The organism is Paenibacillus sp. 203 (genome assembly GCF_037027525.1).
Lineage (GTDB): Bacteria > Bacillota > Bacilli > Paenibacillales > Paenibacillaceae > Paenibacillus > Paenibacillus polymyxa_B.
In genome coordinates this window covers 308,002-324,675 of record NZ_JAXCHD010000004.1, presented here as the reverse complement: position 1 = coordinate 324,675, position 16,674 = coordinate 308,002, and the positions used below count along the sequence as shown (strand labels likewise).

Here is a 16,674-nt window from a genome sequence, read left to right as displayed (position 1 = left end):
TTGTTATACCTTCACAAGAAGGTTGTACAGCTTTATTTAAAGTATTATGCCTGCGATTGCGCCTCTGCAGGAGGTTTCATCGTCAGACCAACCCTGCCTTTTTTCAAATCAATATTCAACACCCACACCGTTACGTTATCACCGACAGATACGACATCCATCGGATGCTTTACAAAGCCACTGCGCAGCTGTGAAATATGAACCAACCCGTCACTTTTAATACCGATATCGACAAACGCGCCGAAATCAATGACATTGCGGACGGTTCCCTGAAGTTCCATACCCGGTGCCAAATCCTCGATCTTCAGCACATCCTTGCGGAATACCGGCAACGGCAGCTCGTCACGTGGGTCACGGCCCGGACGCTGGAGGCTGTCCAGAATATCCTTCAGTGTCGGCACGCCGACTTCCAGCTTGGCGGCCAGTTCGTCAATGTTGGACACCCTCAGTGCTTCCATTGCAGTCTTAGTACCCAGATCGTGAGCGCTGATGTTCAGTTCCGCCAACAGGCGGTCTACGACAGCATACGATTCAGGGTGAATCGGTGTACGGTCCAGCGGATTTTCTCCACCCGGTATACGGATAAAGCCTACAGATTGCTCGTAGGTTTTTGCACCAAGACGCGGCACCTTCTGCAATTGACGACGGTTGCTGAATTTTCCGTTTTCCTCACGGTACTTAACGATGTTTTTGGCAATCGTCGCATTGATCCCTGCTACATAGGATAACAGCGCAGAGGAAGCCGTGTTCACATCCACACCGACATGGTTAACGGCTGATTCGACAACGTCCTTTAAGCTTTCATCCAGATGTTTCTGCGACACATCATGCTGGTATTGGCCTACACCAATAGCCTTCGGCTCAATTTTGACCAGCTCAGCCAGAGGGTCCTGCACACGACGTGCGATGGAAGCCGCACTGCGCTCAGCCACGTCCAAATCGGGAAATTCCTCCTGTGCCAGCTTGGAGGCAGAGTATACGCTCGCGCCCGCCTCATTGACGATCAGATACGCTAGACTGCTGTCACCAATGTCCGCGATGACTTCCGCTACGAATTGCTCTGTCTCGCGCGAAGCGGTTCCGTTACCAATGACAATCAATTCGATCCCGTATTGGGCAATCAACTGCTTGAACTTTTCAGCAGCCTCGCGCTTCTTGTTGTTCGGCGGTGTCGGATACGTCACTGCCACTTCCAGCAGCTTGCCTGTGTCATCGACAACCGCCAGCTTACAGCCTGTCCGATAGGCCGGATCGACACCGAGCACACGTCGGCCCTTGATCGGAGCCTGTAGCAACAGACTGCGCAAGTTGCCTGCAAAGATGGAGATGGCCTGCTGCTCGCCCTTCTCTGTCATTTCAGCGCGTACTTCACGCTCGATAGATGGCGCGATAAGTCTTTTATACGCATCCTCAATGACACTGCGCAGCAGTTCCTCCACGACTGATGATCCTTTAATCACTTGACCTGCCACGTAATTGTAAATGGAATCTGGCACTACCTCCAGACCAACCTTAAGAATGCCCTCCCGCTCTCCGCGATTAATCGCCAGAATACGGTGAGGTGGCATTTTCTTAGCAAGTTCACGATAGCTATAGTAGTTCTCATACACGGATTCTTGCTCCGCATCCTTCGCTTCGGAGGTCAACATACCATGGTCCAGCGTATATCGGCGTACCCATTGGCGAATAGCCGCATCATCCGCTATATTTTCAGCTAAAATATCTAAGGCACCTTGGATGGCCGCCTCGGGATTTTCAACTCCCAGCTCAGCATTCACATAGGATTCCGCTTCTTTCAAAGCATCGCCCTGCTTCGGCTGGCTCCAGATCCAGATGGAGAGCGGCTCCAGTCCCCGTTCCTTTGCTACACTGGCGCGGGTTTTACGCTTTTGCCGATACGGACGGTACAGATCCTCCACTTCCTGAAGTTTAATTGCAGAGGTGATAGCAGCCTGCAGGTCTTCCGTCAGCTTGCCCTGCTCATCAATAATGCGGATGACCTCTACCTTACGATCCTCCAGATTACGCAAATACACCACACGATCTTCAATTTCACGTAGCTGATTTTCATCCAGCTCTCCTGTCATTTCCTTACGATAACGCGCGATAAAAGGAATTGTATTCCCTTCATCCAACAAACTGATCGTTGTCCGGATTTGCTTGAGTGCCAGCGACAGCTCTCTCGCCACTTGTTTGACAATCCGCTCTTGGCGTTCTGCTTCGTTCGGCTCCTGCCGGATTTCCGTCTTCGTTTCCTCGTTAGACAAACCTATCCCTTCTTCCTCACAGCTCTTGTCTTACACCATGTCTTTCATTATCACAAAAAATGATTCAAAGCGCCAGCAGGTGACGTTAAAGCAAGCCCTACCTGCATTTTTCATTGGACACGCAAAAGGACAGCGCCCAAGCGCTGCCCTTTTCCCGTTTCACTCGTCGTTCCATCACGCTAAAAATCAATCAAACCGAGACTGATTTGTAGCGAATCGCTCACTTTGCGCATGGTTTCTTCGTCTAAATGGGTGATTTTGTCGGTAAGCCTCTGCTTGTCGATCGTCCGAATTTGCTCCAGAAGAACAACAGAATCACGATCAAAGCCATGCGTCGCCGCGTCGATTTCCACGTGTGTAGGCAGCTTTGCCTTCTGAATCTGGGCGGTGATGGCTGCTACGATCACAGTAGGACTAAACCGGTTGCCGATATCATTTTGAATGATCAGCACAGGTCTGACGCCACCTTGCTCGGAACCGACTACGGGTGAAAGGTCTGCAAAAAAAACGTCGCCGCGCTTTACGATCAATATGGATTACACCCCGCTAACTGTACGGCCCAAGGTGCTGTTTGCATCTTCCTCCGCGTGAAAGGCTTCGGATGCCATGGTTAAGTTAATTTTAGCCATTTCCATGTATCCACGCTGCATAGCTTCACGAATGTAACGTTTTTTTCGTTCACCTACATACAGCTTCATGGCCTGCCTGATAAATTCACTGCGGTTGGAATTTTCCATAGCTACGATCCCGTCCACTTCCTGCAAGAGATGATCTGGCAAACTGATCATTATTCTTTTGGTGTTCTGCAAATTGGCCAACTTCTCTTCCACCCCCAAAACCTTGTCGCCATTGTACCATTATAACGTTATTCCCGGTAATTTATTCAAACGGAATACAAGAGAATGTATATGACATTCGTATATCATCTATGCTGCATTCCATTATAAACTACGCAGTTCGTTTTCGTACAGGCGTTTGATCCCCGAAATACAAGTGTCAGCGGAGCCTAATGCGTCTTTTGACAGTTATAGCGCTCTTTTCTTTCCTTTGTACATATTTCGGGACGTTCTGCGAAAACTCCTGCTTTTATTCGGTAATTTGCGTTATGAAATTAATTCCAGCGGGTTGGAAGAAGCGAGTTCACTCGAACAACAGGAACATGACCTCGTGTGTATACACGTGGTACTCTGTCTGCGATCATGCAGATCACCTCATAGTGGATCGTACCAAGCTTGGATGCCAGCTCATCCGCCGCGATAGTTTCGCCGGACTGCTGGCCGATGAGAACAACCTCTTCGCCGGTTTGGATTTCTTCCGCATCTTCTGCGAAAGATTGTAAGGATACCATACACTGGTCCATGCAAATCGTACCGAGTACCGGGACGCGGCGACCGCGTATCAACACTTCGATCTTCCCACTCAGCATGCGGGAGTATCCATCCGCATAGCCGATTGGCAATGTACCGATCCGTTCTTCAGTGGAGGTTACATACCGGGTGCCATAGCTAACTCCCCAGCCGGGAGGAAGCGTCTTGGTATAAACCACCGCCGTCTTCAATGACAATACAGGCAGCAGCTCAATAGCTTGCCGGTTAACCTCATCAGACGGGTACAGACCGTATATACTGATACCAATCCGCACCATATTGGGGGAAAGAGAAGGGGTATCAATGGTGGCGGCGCTGTTGCCCGTATGTATAATGGGAATGGTGATACCTTGTTCCCTTAGCGCTTCCGCCACGCCCCGAAACCGATCATATTGTAGCAGTGTATAGCTTTTGTCTTCTTCATCCGCGCGGGCAAAATGGGTGTACATGCCTTCCAGCAGCACTTGCTCTAATTCGTAAGCCTGCCGGACAAAAGCCATAGCCTCTTCTCCAGGCAGCAAACCCAGTCTTCCCATGCCGCTGTCTATTTTGATGTGCACCTTCAACTTGCGTTCGTTTCCTTGGCGGTCCAGTCTACGGATACCGTCCAGCACTTCCTCACTGAACACTGTCAATGAGATATCATGCTCCCAAGCCGTTTGTACAGCTTCCGGTGAGGTATAACCGAGTACTAGAATTGGTAGCTGAACCCCCGCATGACGAAGCTCCAACGCTTCATCCAGAAAAGCGACGCTCAAATAATCCGCACCAAGGCGTTCCAATTCCTTTGAAATTTCCACGGCACCGTGTCCGTAGGCATTAGCCTTGACACAGACCAGCATCAGCTTATCCTCTGGCAATGCCTTGCGAAAAGCTTCATAGTTGGCGCCAAGGTGATCCAGGTTGATTTCGGCCCGGGTCGATCTGTATTGTGCTTGCAAATCCAGTCACCTTCTTCAATTGTTAGCCTGTAACATAACCTTCTACCATTCGGAGTGTGGCAAAGTTCTTGCTTCCAAAGGTTAATGGTAATGTTCAAAAACGTGGCTGTCAATGGCAGGGGGACTTTGCCAGCCTCCTCTACCATATCTACAATAGAACAGGATATACAAGCGATGCACATCTTAGACTGCGAATGAATAAAAAGACGGATACGGGCGGCAGCAGAGCATTTTTACACTCTAGACCGTCTGCATCCGTCTATAAAGTTTTATTTACCCGATTGATCCTGTATAGAAGCGGCAATTTGTATCATTTCGCTCACAGGCAGGTCAGCACTGGTGATTCTGAACTCGATTCCGTCATTCATCCAGGTCATCGTCTGCTGTTCGCTTCCGGTCAGAACGGCAAAGCTTCCTCCAATATCAACCAGTTCGCCTGCGGCTAGTGCGACTGCCCGATCTTTTGGACGCGCCTCCACAATGGTATAATTATACGTTCCACTATACCGCAGCATCACGGCATGTGTACCATTATCCTCCAGCTCCGGCGTATCCTTGATCTGTACTCCGGCTGGCGTGTAGGATGGTTCGATCAAGCCAAACTCACCCATCACAGCTTCTGCCGCATCTGTTCCCGCTGACGTTCCGTTTGCGGCATCCGATGTGCTCGGGGTTTGTTGCTGCGCCTCTGCGTTGGCTGCTGCGTCCGATTTGGACGTATCATTTGTGGCAGTACCGTCCACCTTCGCTTCCCCTGACGGCTGCTGGACTGCATCCCCTGCTGTTCCCTGCTCTTGTCCGGGTTCGCCAGACGTCACGCCAGTCGTCCCATCCATCGCACCGGAAGGATCAAGCTGACCGCTGGGCTCCACTGCTCCAGAAGATGGCGCCCCTTCGCTACCCGTACTCGTCTTACCTGAAGCCATGTTCCGCTCCATATCAAAAGAGTCTTTGTCAAACTTCGTATCAAAAGCAAATTGATCGAATTTTAGATCAACAACTACCTTGGCATTCGCATCAGACACCTGTACCTGAGTGGGTGCATAGTCATTTTTGGACAGCCATATCTTTTGTCTCACCAGCGCATGGCTGTTGTAATTCGCTGCCACATCAAACACATAGGATTTATCGTCGGTAGCCAACTGACGGGAGGCATCGCCGATAATGCTGCGAACCAACGTTTCATATAAATATACTTGACCCTGATTGTTTGGCCAGTCGCTTTTGAAACGGAAGCTTTTGTTCAGGCTGGGTGTCAGTACAAATACACCCTCATCATTACGAAGCACGATTTGCGTAACATCCTTTTTCTCGTTCGTCATGGCAATTCGGTAATAGGACGGCTTGCGGTAGGAAATATCCACCTTGTATTCCTGCGGCGTGTCGCCGGTATGCAGCGTCATCAAAGCTGTACCGTGGTAGCTGTTCAGGTCGCTCACCACGTCACTCAAATCTTTAACCACATCGTCCGCGCTCTTCTTGCCGCACCCGGCCAGCAGCAGCGTTACACACATGACCATGGCAAGCATCCATGAAATCCGGCGCATGTCATCAACCCCTTCAGCACATGTTTTAAATGAATTAGTACATGTCTATGAAGGACTTGTTCGATTTATGCAGACTGGCATGACAAGCTTGCGCGTATCCTTGCGTAATGCTATAAAATCTTTTGGAGAGTGATAATAAATTCATACAGGAAATAAAAAGAACCTCCCCCGTTCAGTTCACTGCTTTTTCATTTTAAAGAAATTGCGTTGATTGGTGAGCCTACCGATGAATTATTATCACGTCCCAATTCATATCACTGTCTGCTTATGTTCATCGGTGGGACAGGTATGGTGGACATTCTCTGACGAATATTATTTTAATCGGCGGTTTAGGCAATTGACCGGGATTCCCCCGGGCAAGTACGCGCTTTCTGTCTCCGGTTCTGTGCGCGTCAAGGATTGGACGGGTCACCATATTCATATTCCGCGCCGAGCAAGCCGCATCATCTATCATGGAGAAACGATGGGCGATCTATTGGCATTAGGGGCCAAAGCCAGCGGCGGAAGTCTGCGACTCAGTGAATACAGCGTCTATAAACATCGTCTTGTGAAATGTCGCCGATGTGGGCCTTCCACTGGATACCCGCTTGACCAGTGCTCTCGATCCTGATCTAATTATCATCGCTAATTCAGATGAACAGGAATATGAGCGCATTGCCAGTATCGCTCCCACCGTCACCTTCAACTCCTTCGCCACGCTGGAGGAACGGATGCGTACACTTGGCACCTGGCTCGGTAAGGAGCGGGAGGCCGAACGCTGGTTGTCTACCTTCACAGCCCGTAATCTGGCAATGTGGCAGCAGCTCGGTACGCAAATCACAGCCGGAGAAACGGCCTCCGTCTTCAACTGGAGCGATGCCATGACCCGGCAAAAACTGCTTACTGCACTGCCCAAACTGCTCGTCACTTCATCCTGATAAGCTGCCATTTTCTAAAGATACTACATTAGACCTTGAATACTCCCATCTGCCTCCAGCGACATATGCTCAGCTGCTGGGGATTTGGGCAATCCTGGCATCGTCATGGTATTGCCTGTTTCCACGACCACAAAGCCTGCCCCTGCGGACAAAGAAACGCTGGCTACGTGAATGGTAAAGCCTTCCGGTGCACCTAGCTGAGAAGGTTGATCTGAGAAAGAATACGGTGTTTTGGCCATGCATACAGGCAGTTGTCCAAAACCAAGCTGCTCCATACCGGCCAACGCCCGTTTGGCCGCAGGAGTGTAAGCTACCTCTGCCGCACCGTAAAGCTCCTTCGCAATAACACTAATTTTCGCTTGCAAATCAAGTGTATGCTCATACAATGGTGCAAAATGGGCTTTGTTCTCCTGAAGCAGGTTGAGCAGGCTTTGGGCCAGCTTCTCTCCACCTTGGCTTCCCTGTGCCCACACCTGTGACAGTTCTACGGGTACACCCAGCTTGCGGCATTCCGAGAAAATCAGTTCCAGCTCGGCATCGCTATCTGTTACAAAATGGTTGACTGCTACTAGTACTGGCACGCCAAACTTTTGCAAATTCCGTACATGCCGATTCATGTTGACTAATCCAAGTTGCAATTGCTCCAGATTTTCTGCGTCCAGCTCATTTTTAGCTACACCGCCGTTATATTTCAGCGCTTTGGCGGTTACGACCAACAGGGCCGCATCTGGCTGCAAACCGGATTGACGGCACTTGATGTCAAAAAACTTTTCCGCTCCCAGCTCGGCCCCGAATCCAGCCTCCGTGACGACCACCTCTCCCAGCTTCAGGGCCAGCTTCGTACCGATCAAACTACTGCATCCATGCGCAATATTCGCAAAAGGTCCGCCATGCACAATAACTGGAGTTCCCTCCAACGTTTGCACCAGATTGGGTTTCAATGCTTCCCGAAGCAGCACAGCCATACCTTCCACCGCATGTAGTTCCTCAGCTGTTACCGTTTCGCCATCTTCGTTATAACCAATCACCATCCGACCCAATCGCACTTTAAGATCGTCCATATCTTCACTTAAACATAATACCGCCATCACTTCTGAAGCCGAGGTAATGAGGAAGCCACCTTCTCTCACTGCTCCATTACCTGACCCCAATCCGGTCACAATATTTCGTAAACTCCGGTCGTTCATATCAACAGCGCGTTTCCACACGATCCGCTCCGGTTTCAACCGCAAAGCATTTCCATGAAATAAATGGTTATCGATCATCGCTGCCAGCAAATTATGCGCTGCCGAAATCGCGTGAATATCACCTGTAAAATGCAGGTTAATGTCTTCTGCCGGAACAATCTGGGCTTGTCCTCCCCCGGTTGCTCCTCCTTTCATGCCGAAGCAAGGGCCGAGGGACGGCTCACGCAATGCAGCAACGGTTTTATGTCCCAGCGCATTCAGCGCCTGTGAGAGCCCGATGGTTGTCAGCGTTTTTCCTTCTCCCGCCGGCGTGGGATTCATCGCCGTAACCAGCACCAGCTTTCCATTCGGGCGATCCCTTAACTGCTCCCACAGGGACGGATTCAGCTTCGCTTTATATTTTCCATACGTCTCCAGATGTTCTTCTTCAATTCCTGCTTCCTTGGCTATATCAATAATCCTCTTCATCTTTCGTTATGTACCCCCCGTTTTATAAGTCTGACCGATGGTGTCAAACCCTGTATCGTTTTATTTTACCAAAGTGTGCCGCTTATTGCGCTATGATTCATTTCATCGCAAGCGTTGCTATCATGTGAGTTATAAAAAAAGAGCATTCCCCGGCCGCATGGACTTCGGTGAATGCTCTTTTGACACGTCTCGTTTTAACAAGCAGCTCTCAAATTAACCTGCAAAGTTAGCAGCGTAATTTTCAGCAATAAATCCCTTAGAAATCAGGATAGCTTGGGATTTCTTAGTAGCAGGACCATAGCCTTGGGTCAGCAGGTCATTAATATGTAAGCGGTTATATATGAAGCAAAATACAAAGTTGGACGCCCCACTCGTAAGGATCGATACCAGAAAAATAATAACAGCCCACTTCCAATCCCCTCTAAACAACGCAGGGAAAAAACCGAAAAAGAGCGTAGTCCATGAAAAACCTACTTTGCGTTCCTTGATCATTCCAGTTTTATTTCTCAATTTAATCTTCATTTACCCCTTACCTCTCTTTATATAGTCTTTTAGAACTATATTAGATTATATAGGACAGAGGGAATAAATGGAACTCATTTCGTAAAATCATAAAATTCTCAAATACTCTCTAGTTTATAATGCTTTTCTAGCATTTCTTTAAAAACATCAACAGGGTACTTGTATTCGACTGTTTTGAAAACAATCCGGTTATTCCACTGGTTTTTTTCCAGCTCGCACCCATGCTCCATATCCAGTTCCTTCATGATAAAAATAATCTCCTCCAAGGTTCCCATTACACTATGACTATTCGTCGTCGTAGCCAGCATCTGCTCGCCTTCCTGTGTGTAGGCCTTTACGATCTGTTCATCAAAGCCTTCGCTGATCATAAATTCCTTCAAGGCTTGCATAAAAAGAGCTGGCAAGTTTTTGTACTGCGATTTTTTAATCCCAAAAAGCGTGATGCTTAAGCGGGATATATCATGCATAAATACTATATTTTTTCTTCGATTCAGTAAAAACAAGCTGGCATGCCAACTATTCAAAAGCGGATAAATATCAACTTGAAGTGGTTCAGTCTCCCATTCCTTCAGCAGTTTTTGTGTTCCTCGTATGACAAACATCATTGCTCTCCTTTATTGACGGTCCTGTACCGCAGCGTGATTCGACATACCTAATATCTCATATGAGGCATGTCCCGGATATCATAACACCGTATTTCAAACATCGGATTATAAACTCTTTCAGTATAATATAGGGGCTAGCAGTTGCCAGTAATTTGATCACATCTTCTGTTAGGAGTGGAGATGAAATTACTACAGTGCCTTCAGGTTAAGAATATTTAGATCATTTCATGAGGTGGTTAAAGCAATTACCTAAGTGTGAGTAATCGATTATATTTGAGACTGATTTCATTACTTTTAACGGCACATGTTAGAGAATATTAATAGTTATTTTTGAGAAAGCCTTGCCTCTACAAGGTTTTCTCTTTTATCTAAAAAAGAATAGTTAATTCTAACTGAGTAAAGAATATAGTAGAGTTAAGTCGCATATCATCAGATTAACTGCTCTAAGCCAAAATCATAAGAAAATCTGTATTAAAAAGCTGACTTCTCGGGATAAGAAGTCAGCTTTTTACGATTTAGGCCAAGACCTTTTCTGATTATTCACAAATGGATTGCGGTTTAAATAGAGTTTTTTATTCTTGTCTACTAACTATACTTTTAATATTTTCTTTAAATGTACTTAGTTTTTGCCCATCAATATATTGATTGTTTTCTGCGTCAATACTATTAAGACTAGCTTGCTCTTTTAACGCCTGATTGACCGCATAAACGTTTCCGTTTTTAATGTCAAACTTACCTTGATATTCACCAGCCACAAAGTAAATTGGATTAATTTTAGGATCTTGGCCCTTTTTCAAAAATAAAACGAGTTCATCGCCTTGCTTAAGGTAGGGATTGTCTGTTTTTTCAACAATATCGTCTGTTTTTATTCCTAATTGGGTAATAACAATATTTTTTTCTGATTCTGTTCCTTTAATCACATCAGTCAATTCTGCATTATACCGTGTAGAATCCTCCTCTGGTAAAGTCCCCTGGATACCTGTTATTTTTACCTGTGCAACCAAATCTACAGCATTAGTCAAAGCATCAAGTGTATCATAAGATTTACTTAGGCTTAGGCTTGTAATAACTTTGGTTTTTCCGCTTTTTTCAGGCTCAGATTTATTCGGTGTCGCTTGTTTTGAGTCTGCAACGATTGGTGCATTATTGGTTGTTGATTGGAGAACATCACTTTTTACTAAATACCCAACCACCCCCACAATGGCCACGGCAGCTATTGTTGTAATAATATATTTCTTCATTTAACTTACCTCCCTTATTAATAAAGATCATTAATACCAAACACATCTTCGCTAGGCTGTGGAGTGTAAATTCCCCAATTATCATAGCGTTGTGGTGTAGTTGGATACATAGCATTTACTAAAGTCTTCATCTAGTCCTAAGACATGTCCTAGCTCATGGGCAGCCACCGATTGTGCCTTCTGAGAAGAATAATTTTGGGTGAATGCGGTATTGAACCAGCTATAGGAACTATAGATATAAGAAACTAAAAAGTTTATCAAATCATTAGTTCGCCCAGAAGAGTAGTAGTCGAAGACATTCATTACGAAATTTATAAAGTATTACTCACACCAAGCACTTTTCAGACAAACCAATACATTCCATATTGCAGTTAAAGGTTATTAGAATCAACTTTTCAGTTTTAGCAATTTTTATTACAGCCACCAGGGTTTCGAATTTTTTGCCCACCCGCAGTCAACTTCTCACCACCTGTCATATACAAAAATGGCTGTATGCCTTGCTTCTCTTAGGTTTTTCAACTTTTCATCATGTTTGAGAGGTTAGGAAAAAACAGCCCTTTAACCCTCCTTCGAAAATTCCCTATTCAAATTCGTTGGATATTTATTATGGAAATCCGCTCCACTGCTCTATATAATTCAGGTACAGTTCGTCACACGAGCTTAATCTAAAAATTAGGGGTGTACCACACCTATGTCACAACATATTTTACTAATTGAAGACGATCTATCCATTGCCGAAATGCTACTCAAAGCACTCAGCAAGGAAGGCTACAATTTAACTACCGCCTATGACGGGGAAGAGGGGCTTCTTGCCTTTGAACGTCATACCTATGATCTGGTACTGGTGGATTTGATGATGCCGAAGGTGGACGGTATGGAGGTGATCCGCCGGATCCGTACCCACAGCGCCGTACCTATTCTGATTATGTCAGCCAAGGACAGCGATGTGGATAAAGCGCTTGGACTGGGCTTTGGGGCAGACGATTATGTTGCCAAACCTTTTTCAATGCTGGAAATGACGGCTCGTATTCAGTCCGCGATCCGCAGATCTACTACATATGCCCGTCAGCAACAGCAGGAGGAACAGCCGCAAGCACAAGTATTGACCTACGGCAGTCTGCGCATTGATTTTGATCATTTTATAGTCATACGCAATGAAAATGAAATTCAGCTAACAGCCAAAGAGTCCGATATTTTGAAGCTGTTTGTAGCCAATCCGAATCGGGTATTTACAAAAGCACAATTATACGGATTTATTTGGAAAGACGATTATATGGGCGACGAGAACGTGATTAACGTCCATATTCGCCGCCTGCGTGAGAAAATCGAAGAAGATCCCTCTCATCCTGTCCACATTAAAACGCTATGGGGCATTGGCTACAAATGGGAGAATGGTTGATATGAACATCGAAAACATTTCTGAATGGATTGTCGGCCTCATCATGTCAGTCGTTATAGTATGGCTTTGGCGGGAGCGTATGGCCTATAAGCGTAAAATAAAGGATATCCGAGCCCTACTAGAGCGGATTGTGACGGTGAATCATGCGGAAAAGCTGCTATATGTCACAGGTGACGTTGAACTGCAACGACTCATGACGGAAATTAATCGACTACTGGACTTGAATCTCAGAGTGTCTGCAGATTACAACCGTAGCCAAATCGCCATGCGCAAAATGATTTCGAACATTTCCCACGATCTCAAGACCCCGCTTACGGTTGTGCTTGGATATGCCGAGATGCTGGATGGCGATCCGACTATTTTGCCGGAAGAACGTATAAAGCTACTATCCAAAATTCATCAAAAGACAAGCGAAGCGATTGAGCTGATCGGCAGCTTTTTTAGCTTGGCGAAGCTGGAGGCTAATGATACGAATATTCCGTTGACTCGACTGGAAGTGGGAGAACTGTGCAGACGCAGCATTTTGGAGTTTTATGACCTGCTGACCGCACAGGGATTTACTGTGCATATTGAGATCCCGGAGCACCCCATTCATGCCTTGGGGAACGAAGGAGCGATTGGGCGGGTGCTGAACAATCTGATCTCGAATGCCATTCGTTATGGGGCAGATGGACGGACGCTGGGTCTGGCTCTATTGGAACAGCAGGATACAGTGCGTATAGAGGTATGGGATCGTGGCAAAGGCATACAGGAATCTGAGCAAGATAAAGTTTTTGAACGCATGTACACACTGGAGGACTCCCGTAATAAGGCGGTACAAGGCAGCGGACTGGGCCTTACGATTGCCAAACGCCTGGTTGAAACGATGAACGGAGAAATTCAATTGACTAGTAGACCTTATGAGCGGACAGTCTTCTCTTTTACATTGAAGAAAATCAACTATTAATCGAACTCAGCATTTTGCATAATTCGATTTGTGCTCAACTTAATAAATTTGTAAGAATCACGAAAGAAAAATGAACATTTCGCCCTTTATCCTTGAATTATCAGCAGTATACGAAGGGAGAACATCCATGACTTACGTAATACGTACACATCAGTTGACCAAGGCCCTGAAGGGCAATGAAATTGTAGCGGGAGTCAGTATGAATGTGCGCAAGGGAGAAACCTATGGCTTTCTCGGCCCTAACGGGGCAGGCAAGACAACGATGATGAAAATGATTACGAATTTACTCAAGCCGACTTCGGGTGAAATTGAATTATTCGGTGAGAAATTAACGTCAAAATCGTATCATCTGCTCGGACGGATGGGTTCGATTATTGAATACCCGATTTTTTATGACAGGCTGACGGCACAGCAAAATCTCGAACTTCATTGTGAATACATGGGCTACTATAATAAGCAGGCGGTTCGGGATGCCCTAGAATTAGTGAATTTGCGAAATGCGGATGACAAGCCAGTAAAGGATTTTTCGCTGGGAATGAAGCAACGTCTTGGGATTGCCCGCGCTATTGCAACTAAGCCAGAGCTACTCATTTTGGATGAACCCATTAATGGTCTGGACCCCGTGGGTATCAAGGAAATCCGCCAATTATTCCACATGCTATGCAAGGAATATGGGATGACTCTGCTCGTGTCCAGTCATATTTTAGCGGAAATAGAGCAGATTGCGGATACGGTAGGCGTGATTAATCACGGACGACTGATTGAGGAAGTATCGATGGAGCAGGTGCGGGAAACCAATACGGAATATATCGAATTTACGACCAACGATTGTAAAAAAGCGACCTACGTCCTCTCCCATCATCTGAATCTGAATAATATAAAGGTACTAAATGAACAGAGTATACGTATTTACGATTCAAATGTACCACAGAAACAAATTACGAAAACGCTCATTTTAAATGATATAGAGGTGGATTCCATTCATCAGAAAAGCAGCACGCTGGAAGACTACTTTTTGCGCCTGTTAAACGGAGGTGATCTCCATGCTTAAATTGATGCAGTTGGAGCTGAAAAAATTTCATCTCGCGGGTTATATCCGTTCAGCACTGATCGCCAATGCATGCATTCTTGGGCTGCTCTGTATTATCGCGCTGGACAGTCAAAGTGAAGGAATACCCGAATTCACACAATACACCCAACTCTTGGATCTAATAGACAATTTTGTGAGAGCAACATTTATTGTATTTTCCTCCGTTTTGCTATGCCGCTTTATCGTCGGAGAATTTAAATCCAAATCGATTACGATCTTGTTCATGTACCCGATTCACCGTCAAAAGCTGATGATCGCCAAGCTCTTGGTTGTGCTGCTGTTTACATTCTTGTCTATTATTATTTCGGAAATAATCATTACGGCTGCTATTCATCTGCTCAACCAGTTTGTCTTGATTGTACCGGATAACCTTACTCTTTCCATACTGGGCCAACAATCAGCACGAACGCTGATCAATGCCGTTGCTGCCAGCTTTATGGGATTGGTTCCGCTGTATATGGGGATGCGAAGATACTCTGTACCCACCACCATTGTGACCTCAATCCTGATTGTAGCATTGCTTTTCTCCAATAATAACGGTGCTCCACTTAGTTCCATAGCCCCCGTGCAAATTGGCTTCTCTCTACTAGGAATGCTTGTGGCTTATGCGGCGATTCGACGTATTGAGTATAAGGATATTACCTCGTAATATGTAATTTCGTAGAGCGCTTTCAAAAAAAAGATGAAAATCATTGTTAGATATACACACATTTTTCACTGGACTTCATTCTAAAACAGGTATATCCTATAGGAGAAATTAAAAACGGAATAAGGATCTTCGGGGTAGGGTGAGATTCCCAACCGGCGGTATGGCTCATGGAGCTAAGCCCGCGACTCTGTATCTGGCAACAGGATACGGACTGATTTGGTGAGATGCCAAAGCCGACGGTAAAGTCCGGATGGAAGAAGATCGAAATATCAACATGCCGCGAAGTGGATGAATACTGCGTTATTAGTTTTGCAGCAACTTCATTTAACTTGCATAAAGCGGCAAGTTTATTTGATCAACCCCCGTCTTGCATGGCCTTTCGCCATGGACGGGGGTTTTTGTGCCACCGGTCCTGTATTCGCAAGGAGCTAATTGAGTATGAGTCAATCTTCTACTGTACTAACATCCAAAGGTTTTGATCGTAGCTCCCACATGAAAAGCGGTTTTTGGCTGGTCGCAATTGGAGCAGCCTTGTGGGGCGCAGACCCGCTTTTTCGTATTATTTTGCTAAAGTCATTTACTTCAACACAAATTGTACTTATGGAGCATGTGCTGCTCTTCCTCGCTCTGACACCGATGCTGTGGAAGCATCGTGAGGAACTCAAAGCGGTACGGCTTCGTCAAGTTTTCGCTATTTTATTCGTCTCGTGGGGCGGCTCGGCTCTGGCCAGCGTGATTTTCACTATGGCACTCAGCAATGGTGATTTGAATGCTGTACTCTTACTCCAGAAGCTTCAACCCTTGGTCGCTATTGTTCTAGCCCGTATTATTTTGAAGGAAATGTTGCCGCGTCATTTTGGAGTATTAATTGTCGTTGCTCTGTTCGGGACGTATCTTCTGACCTTCGGTTGGTCGCTCCCCTTCGGACATGTTCGTGATTTTGTTCAGGTTGGTAGTCTGCTTGCACTCGGTGCAGCAGTTCTGTGGGGCGGTTCGACAGTCATGGGAAGTTACTTGCTTCGTTCAATGAAATATGAAACAGTAACCTCCCTCCGCTTCATGGTGGCGCTCCCTCTGCTGATTGTCCTCACCTCTGTAGAGCATGCGCCATGGAATATGCCTGCCGGTACATGGGCGGGCGCAGCTGTGATTATCAATCTGCTATTGCAGGCATTGCTTCCGGGTCTTCTCAGCTTGCTGCTGTATTACAAAGGCTTAAGTACGACCAAAGCGTCTTATGCTACGATGGCAGAACTGAGCTTTCCCATGGTTGGTGTCGTGATTAACTGGATCGTCTTTCAGCAAATTGTCACTATAGCGCAATTGACTGGTTTTATGCTCATCTGGATTACGCTCTTTATGATTTCACGTCAGCAAAAAAATTAACAGTTCAACGTCCCTTTCATGACTCACCCAAGCCAAATCGTGAAGATGCTTTTGCATCTCCGATTTGGCTTTTTTATGTATTCGTATTCATATAAAATATAGTTCTTTAGACCCATCTTTCAGAAAAAGTGTCTAAAACATG

16 protein-coding genes and 1 riboswitch are annotated in these 16,674 nt (G+C 46.1%); of the genes, 7 read left to right on the top strand and 9 right to left on the bottom strand.

All coding sequences use genetic code 11. The features are described from left to right. Positions 1-44 precede the first annotated feature (44 nt). The 5 genes from WA407_RS10875 to WA407_RS10855 form a co-directional block, all read right to left on the bottom strand. Entirely contained in the window at positions 45-2,267 is a 2,223-nt protein-coding gene (locus WA407_RS10875; RefSeq protein ID WP_336077355.1) for a Tex family protein, read from the bottom strand. Between the two features lie 179 nt (positions 2,268-2,446). Beyond that, on the bottom strand, positions 2,447-2,797 hold the full coding sequence (locus WA407_RS10870; protein WP_007429335.1) for a type II toxin-antitoxin system PemK/MazF family toxin: 351 nt from the start codon (positions 2,795-2,797) through the stop codon (positions 2,447-2,449). A 6-nt stretch (positions 2,798-2,803) separates the two neighbouring features. Continuing rightward, positions 2,804-3,085, bottom strand: coding sequence for a CopG family ribbon-helix-helix protein (locus WA407_RS10865; protein WP_007429334.1), 282 nt, complete (start codon positions 3,083-3,085; stop codon positions 2,804-2,806). A gap of 293 nt (positions 3,086-3,378) precedes the next feature. Then, on the bottom strand, positions 3,379-4,575 hold the full coding sequence (alr, locus tag WA407_RS10860) for an alanine racemase (RefSeq protein ID WP_336077354.1): 1,197 nt from the start codon (positions 4,573-4,575) through the stop codon (positions 3,379-3,381). Between the two features lie 269 nt (positions 4,576-4,844). Then, positions 4,845-6,122 (bottom strand): outer membrane lipoprotein-sorting protein, encoded by a 1,278-nt coding sequence (locus WA407_RS10855; RefSeq protein WP_235307726.1) that lies wholly within the window; start codon positions 6,120-6,122, stop codon positions 4,845-4,847. Between the two features lie 226 nt (positions 6,123-6,348). On the opposite strand from WA407_RS10855, the gene WA407_RS10850 reads away from it, so the two are divergent. Next, positions 6,349-6,732, top strand: coding sequence for a hypothetical protein (locus WA407_RS10850; RefSeq protein WP_235307725.1), 384 nt, complete (start codon positions 6,349-6,351; stop codon positions 6,730-6,732). Further along, complete coding sequence (locus WA407_RS10845; RefSeq protein ID WP_235307724.1) at positions 6,710-7,039, top strand: ABC transporter substrate-binding protein; 330 nt, start codon at positions 6,710-6,712, stop codon at positions 7,037-7,039. Before WA407_RS10850 ends, WA407_RS10845 begins: the two co-directional genes overlap by 23 nt. A gap of 23 nt (positions 7,040-7,062) precedes the next feature. Here the strand turns inward: WA407_RS10845 and WA407_RS10840 are convergent, their stop codons facing one another. The 4 genes from WA407_RS10840 to WA407_RS10825 all read right to left on the bottom strand — a co-directional run bounded on the left by WA407_RS10840 (position 7,063) and on the right by WA407_RS10825 (position 11,062). Further along, entirely contained in the window at positions 7,063-8,694 is a 1,632-nt protein-coding gene (locus WA407_RS10840; protein WP_235307723.1) for a formate--tetrahydrofolate ligase, read from the bottom strand. A 213-nt stretch (positions 8,695-8,907) separates the two neighbouring features. Then, positions 8,908-9,216 (bottom strand): hypothetical protein, encoded by a 309-nt coding sequence (locus WA407_RS10835; RefSeq protein ID WP_025722058.1) that lies wholly within the window; start codon positions 9,214-9,216, stop codon positions 8,908-8,910. A gap of 98 nt (positions 9,217-9,314) precedes the next feature. Beyond that, positions 9,315-9,818, bottom strand: coding sequence for a DUF6933 domain-containing protein (locus WA407_RS10830; protein WP_069291370.1), 504 nt, complete (start codon positions 9,816-9,818; stop codon positions 9,315-9,317). Between the two features lie 575 nt (positions 9,819-10,393). Continuing rightward, a complete protein-coding gene (locus tag WA407_RS10825; protein WP_336077353.1) occupies positions 10,394-11,062 on the bottom strand; it encodes a hypothetical protein in 669 nt (222 codons plus the stop codon). Between the two features lie 691 nt (positions 11,063-11,753). Here WA407_RS10825 and WA407_RS10820 point away from each other — a divergent pair. The 5 genes from WA407_RS10820 (at position 11,754) to WA407_RS10800 (ending at position 16,532) form a co-directional block, all read left to right on the top strand. Continuing rightward, positions 11,754-12,461, top strand: a complete 708-nt coding sequence (locus WA407_RS10820; protein ID WP_235307721.1) for a response regulator transcription factor — start codon at positions 11,754-11,756, stop codon at positions 12,459-12,461. A gap of 1 nt (position 12,462) precedes the next feature. Continuing rightward, positions 12,463-13,407, top strand: a complete 945-nt coding sequence (locus tag WA407_RS10815) for a sensor histidine kinase (RefSeq protein ID WP_336077352.1) — start codon at positions 12,463-12,465, stop codon at positions 13,405-13,407. A 127-nt stretch (positions 13,408-13,534) separates the two neighbouring features. Then, positions 13,535-14,458, top strand: coding sequence for an ABC transporter ATP-binding protein (locus tag WA407_RS10810; protein WP_336077351.1), 924 nt, complete (start codon positions 13,535-13,537; stop codon positions 14,456-14,458). After that, positions 14,451-15,146 carry a hypothetical protein gene (locus WA407_RS10805; protein ID WP_069291366.1) on the top strand — a complete coding sequence of 232 codons (696 nt, stop codon included), beginning with the start codon at positions 14,451-14,453 and terminating at the stop codon, positions 15,144-15,146. Before WA407_RS10810 ends, WA407_RS10805 begins: the two co-directional genes overlap by 8 nt. Before the next feature lie 121 nt (positions 15,147-15,267). Continuing rightward, positions 15,268-15,412: riboswitch (FMN riboswitch) on the top strand. A gap of 172 nt (positions 15,413-15,584) precedes the next feature. Continuing rightward, positions 15,585-16,532 (top strand): DMT family transporter, encoded by a 948-nt coding sequence (locus WA407_RS10800; protein WP_336077350.1) that lies wholly within the window; start codon positions 15,585-15,587, stop codon positions 16,530-16,532. Positions 16,533-16,674: the final 142 nt, after the last annotated feature.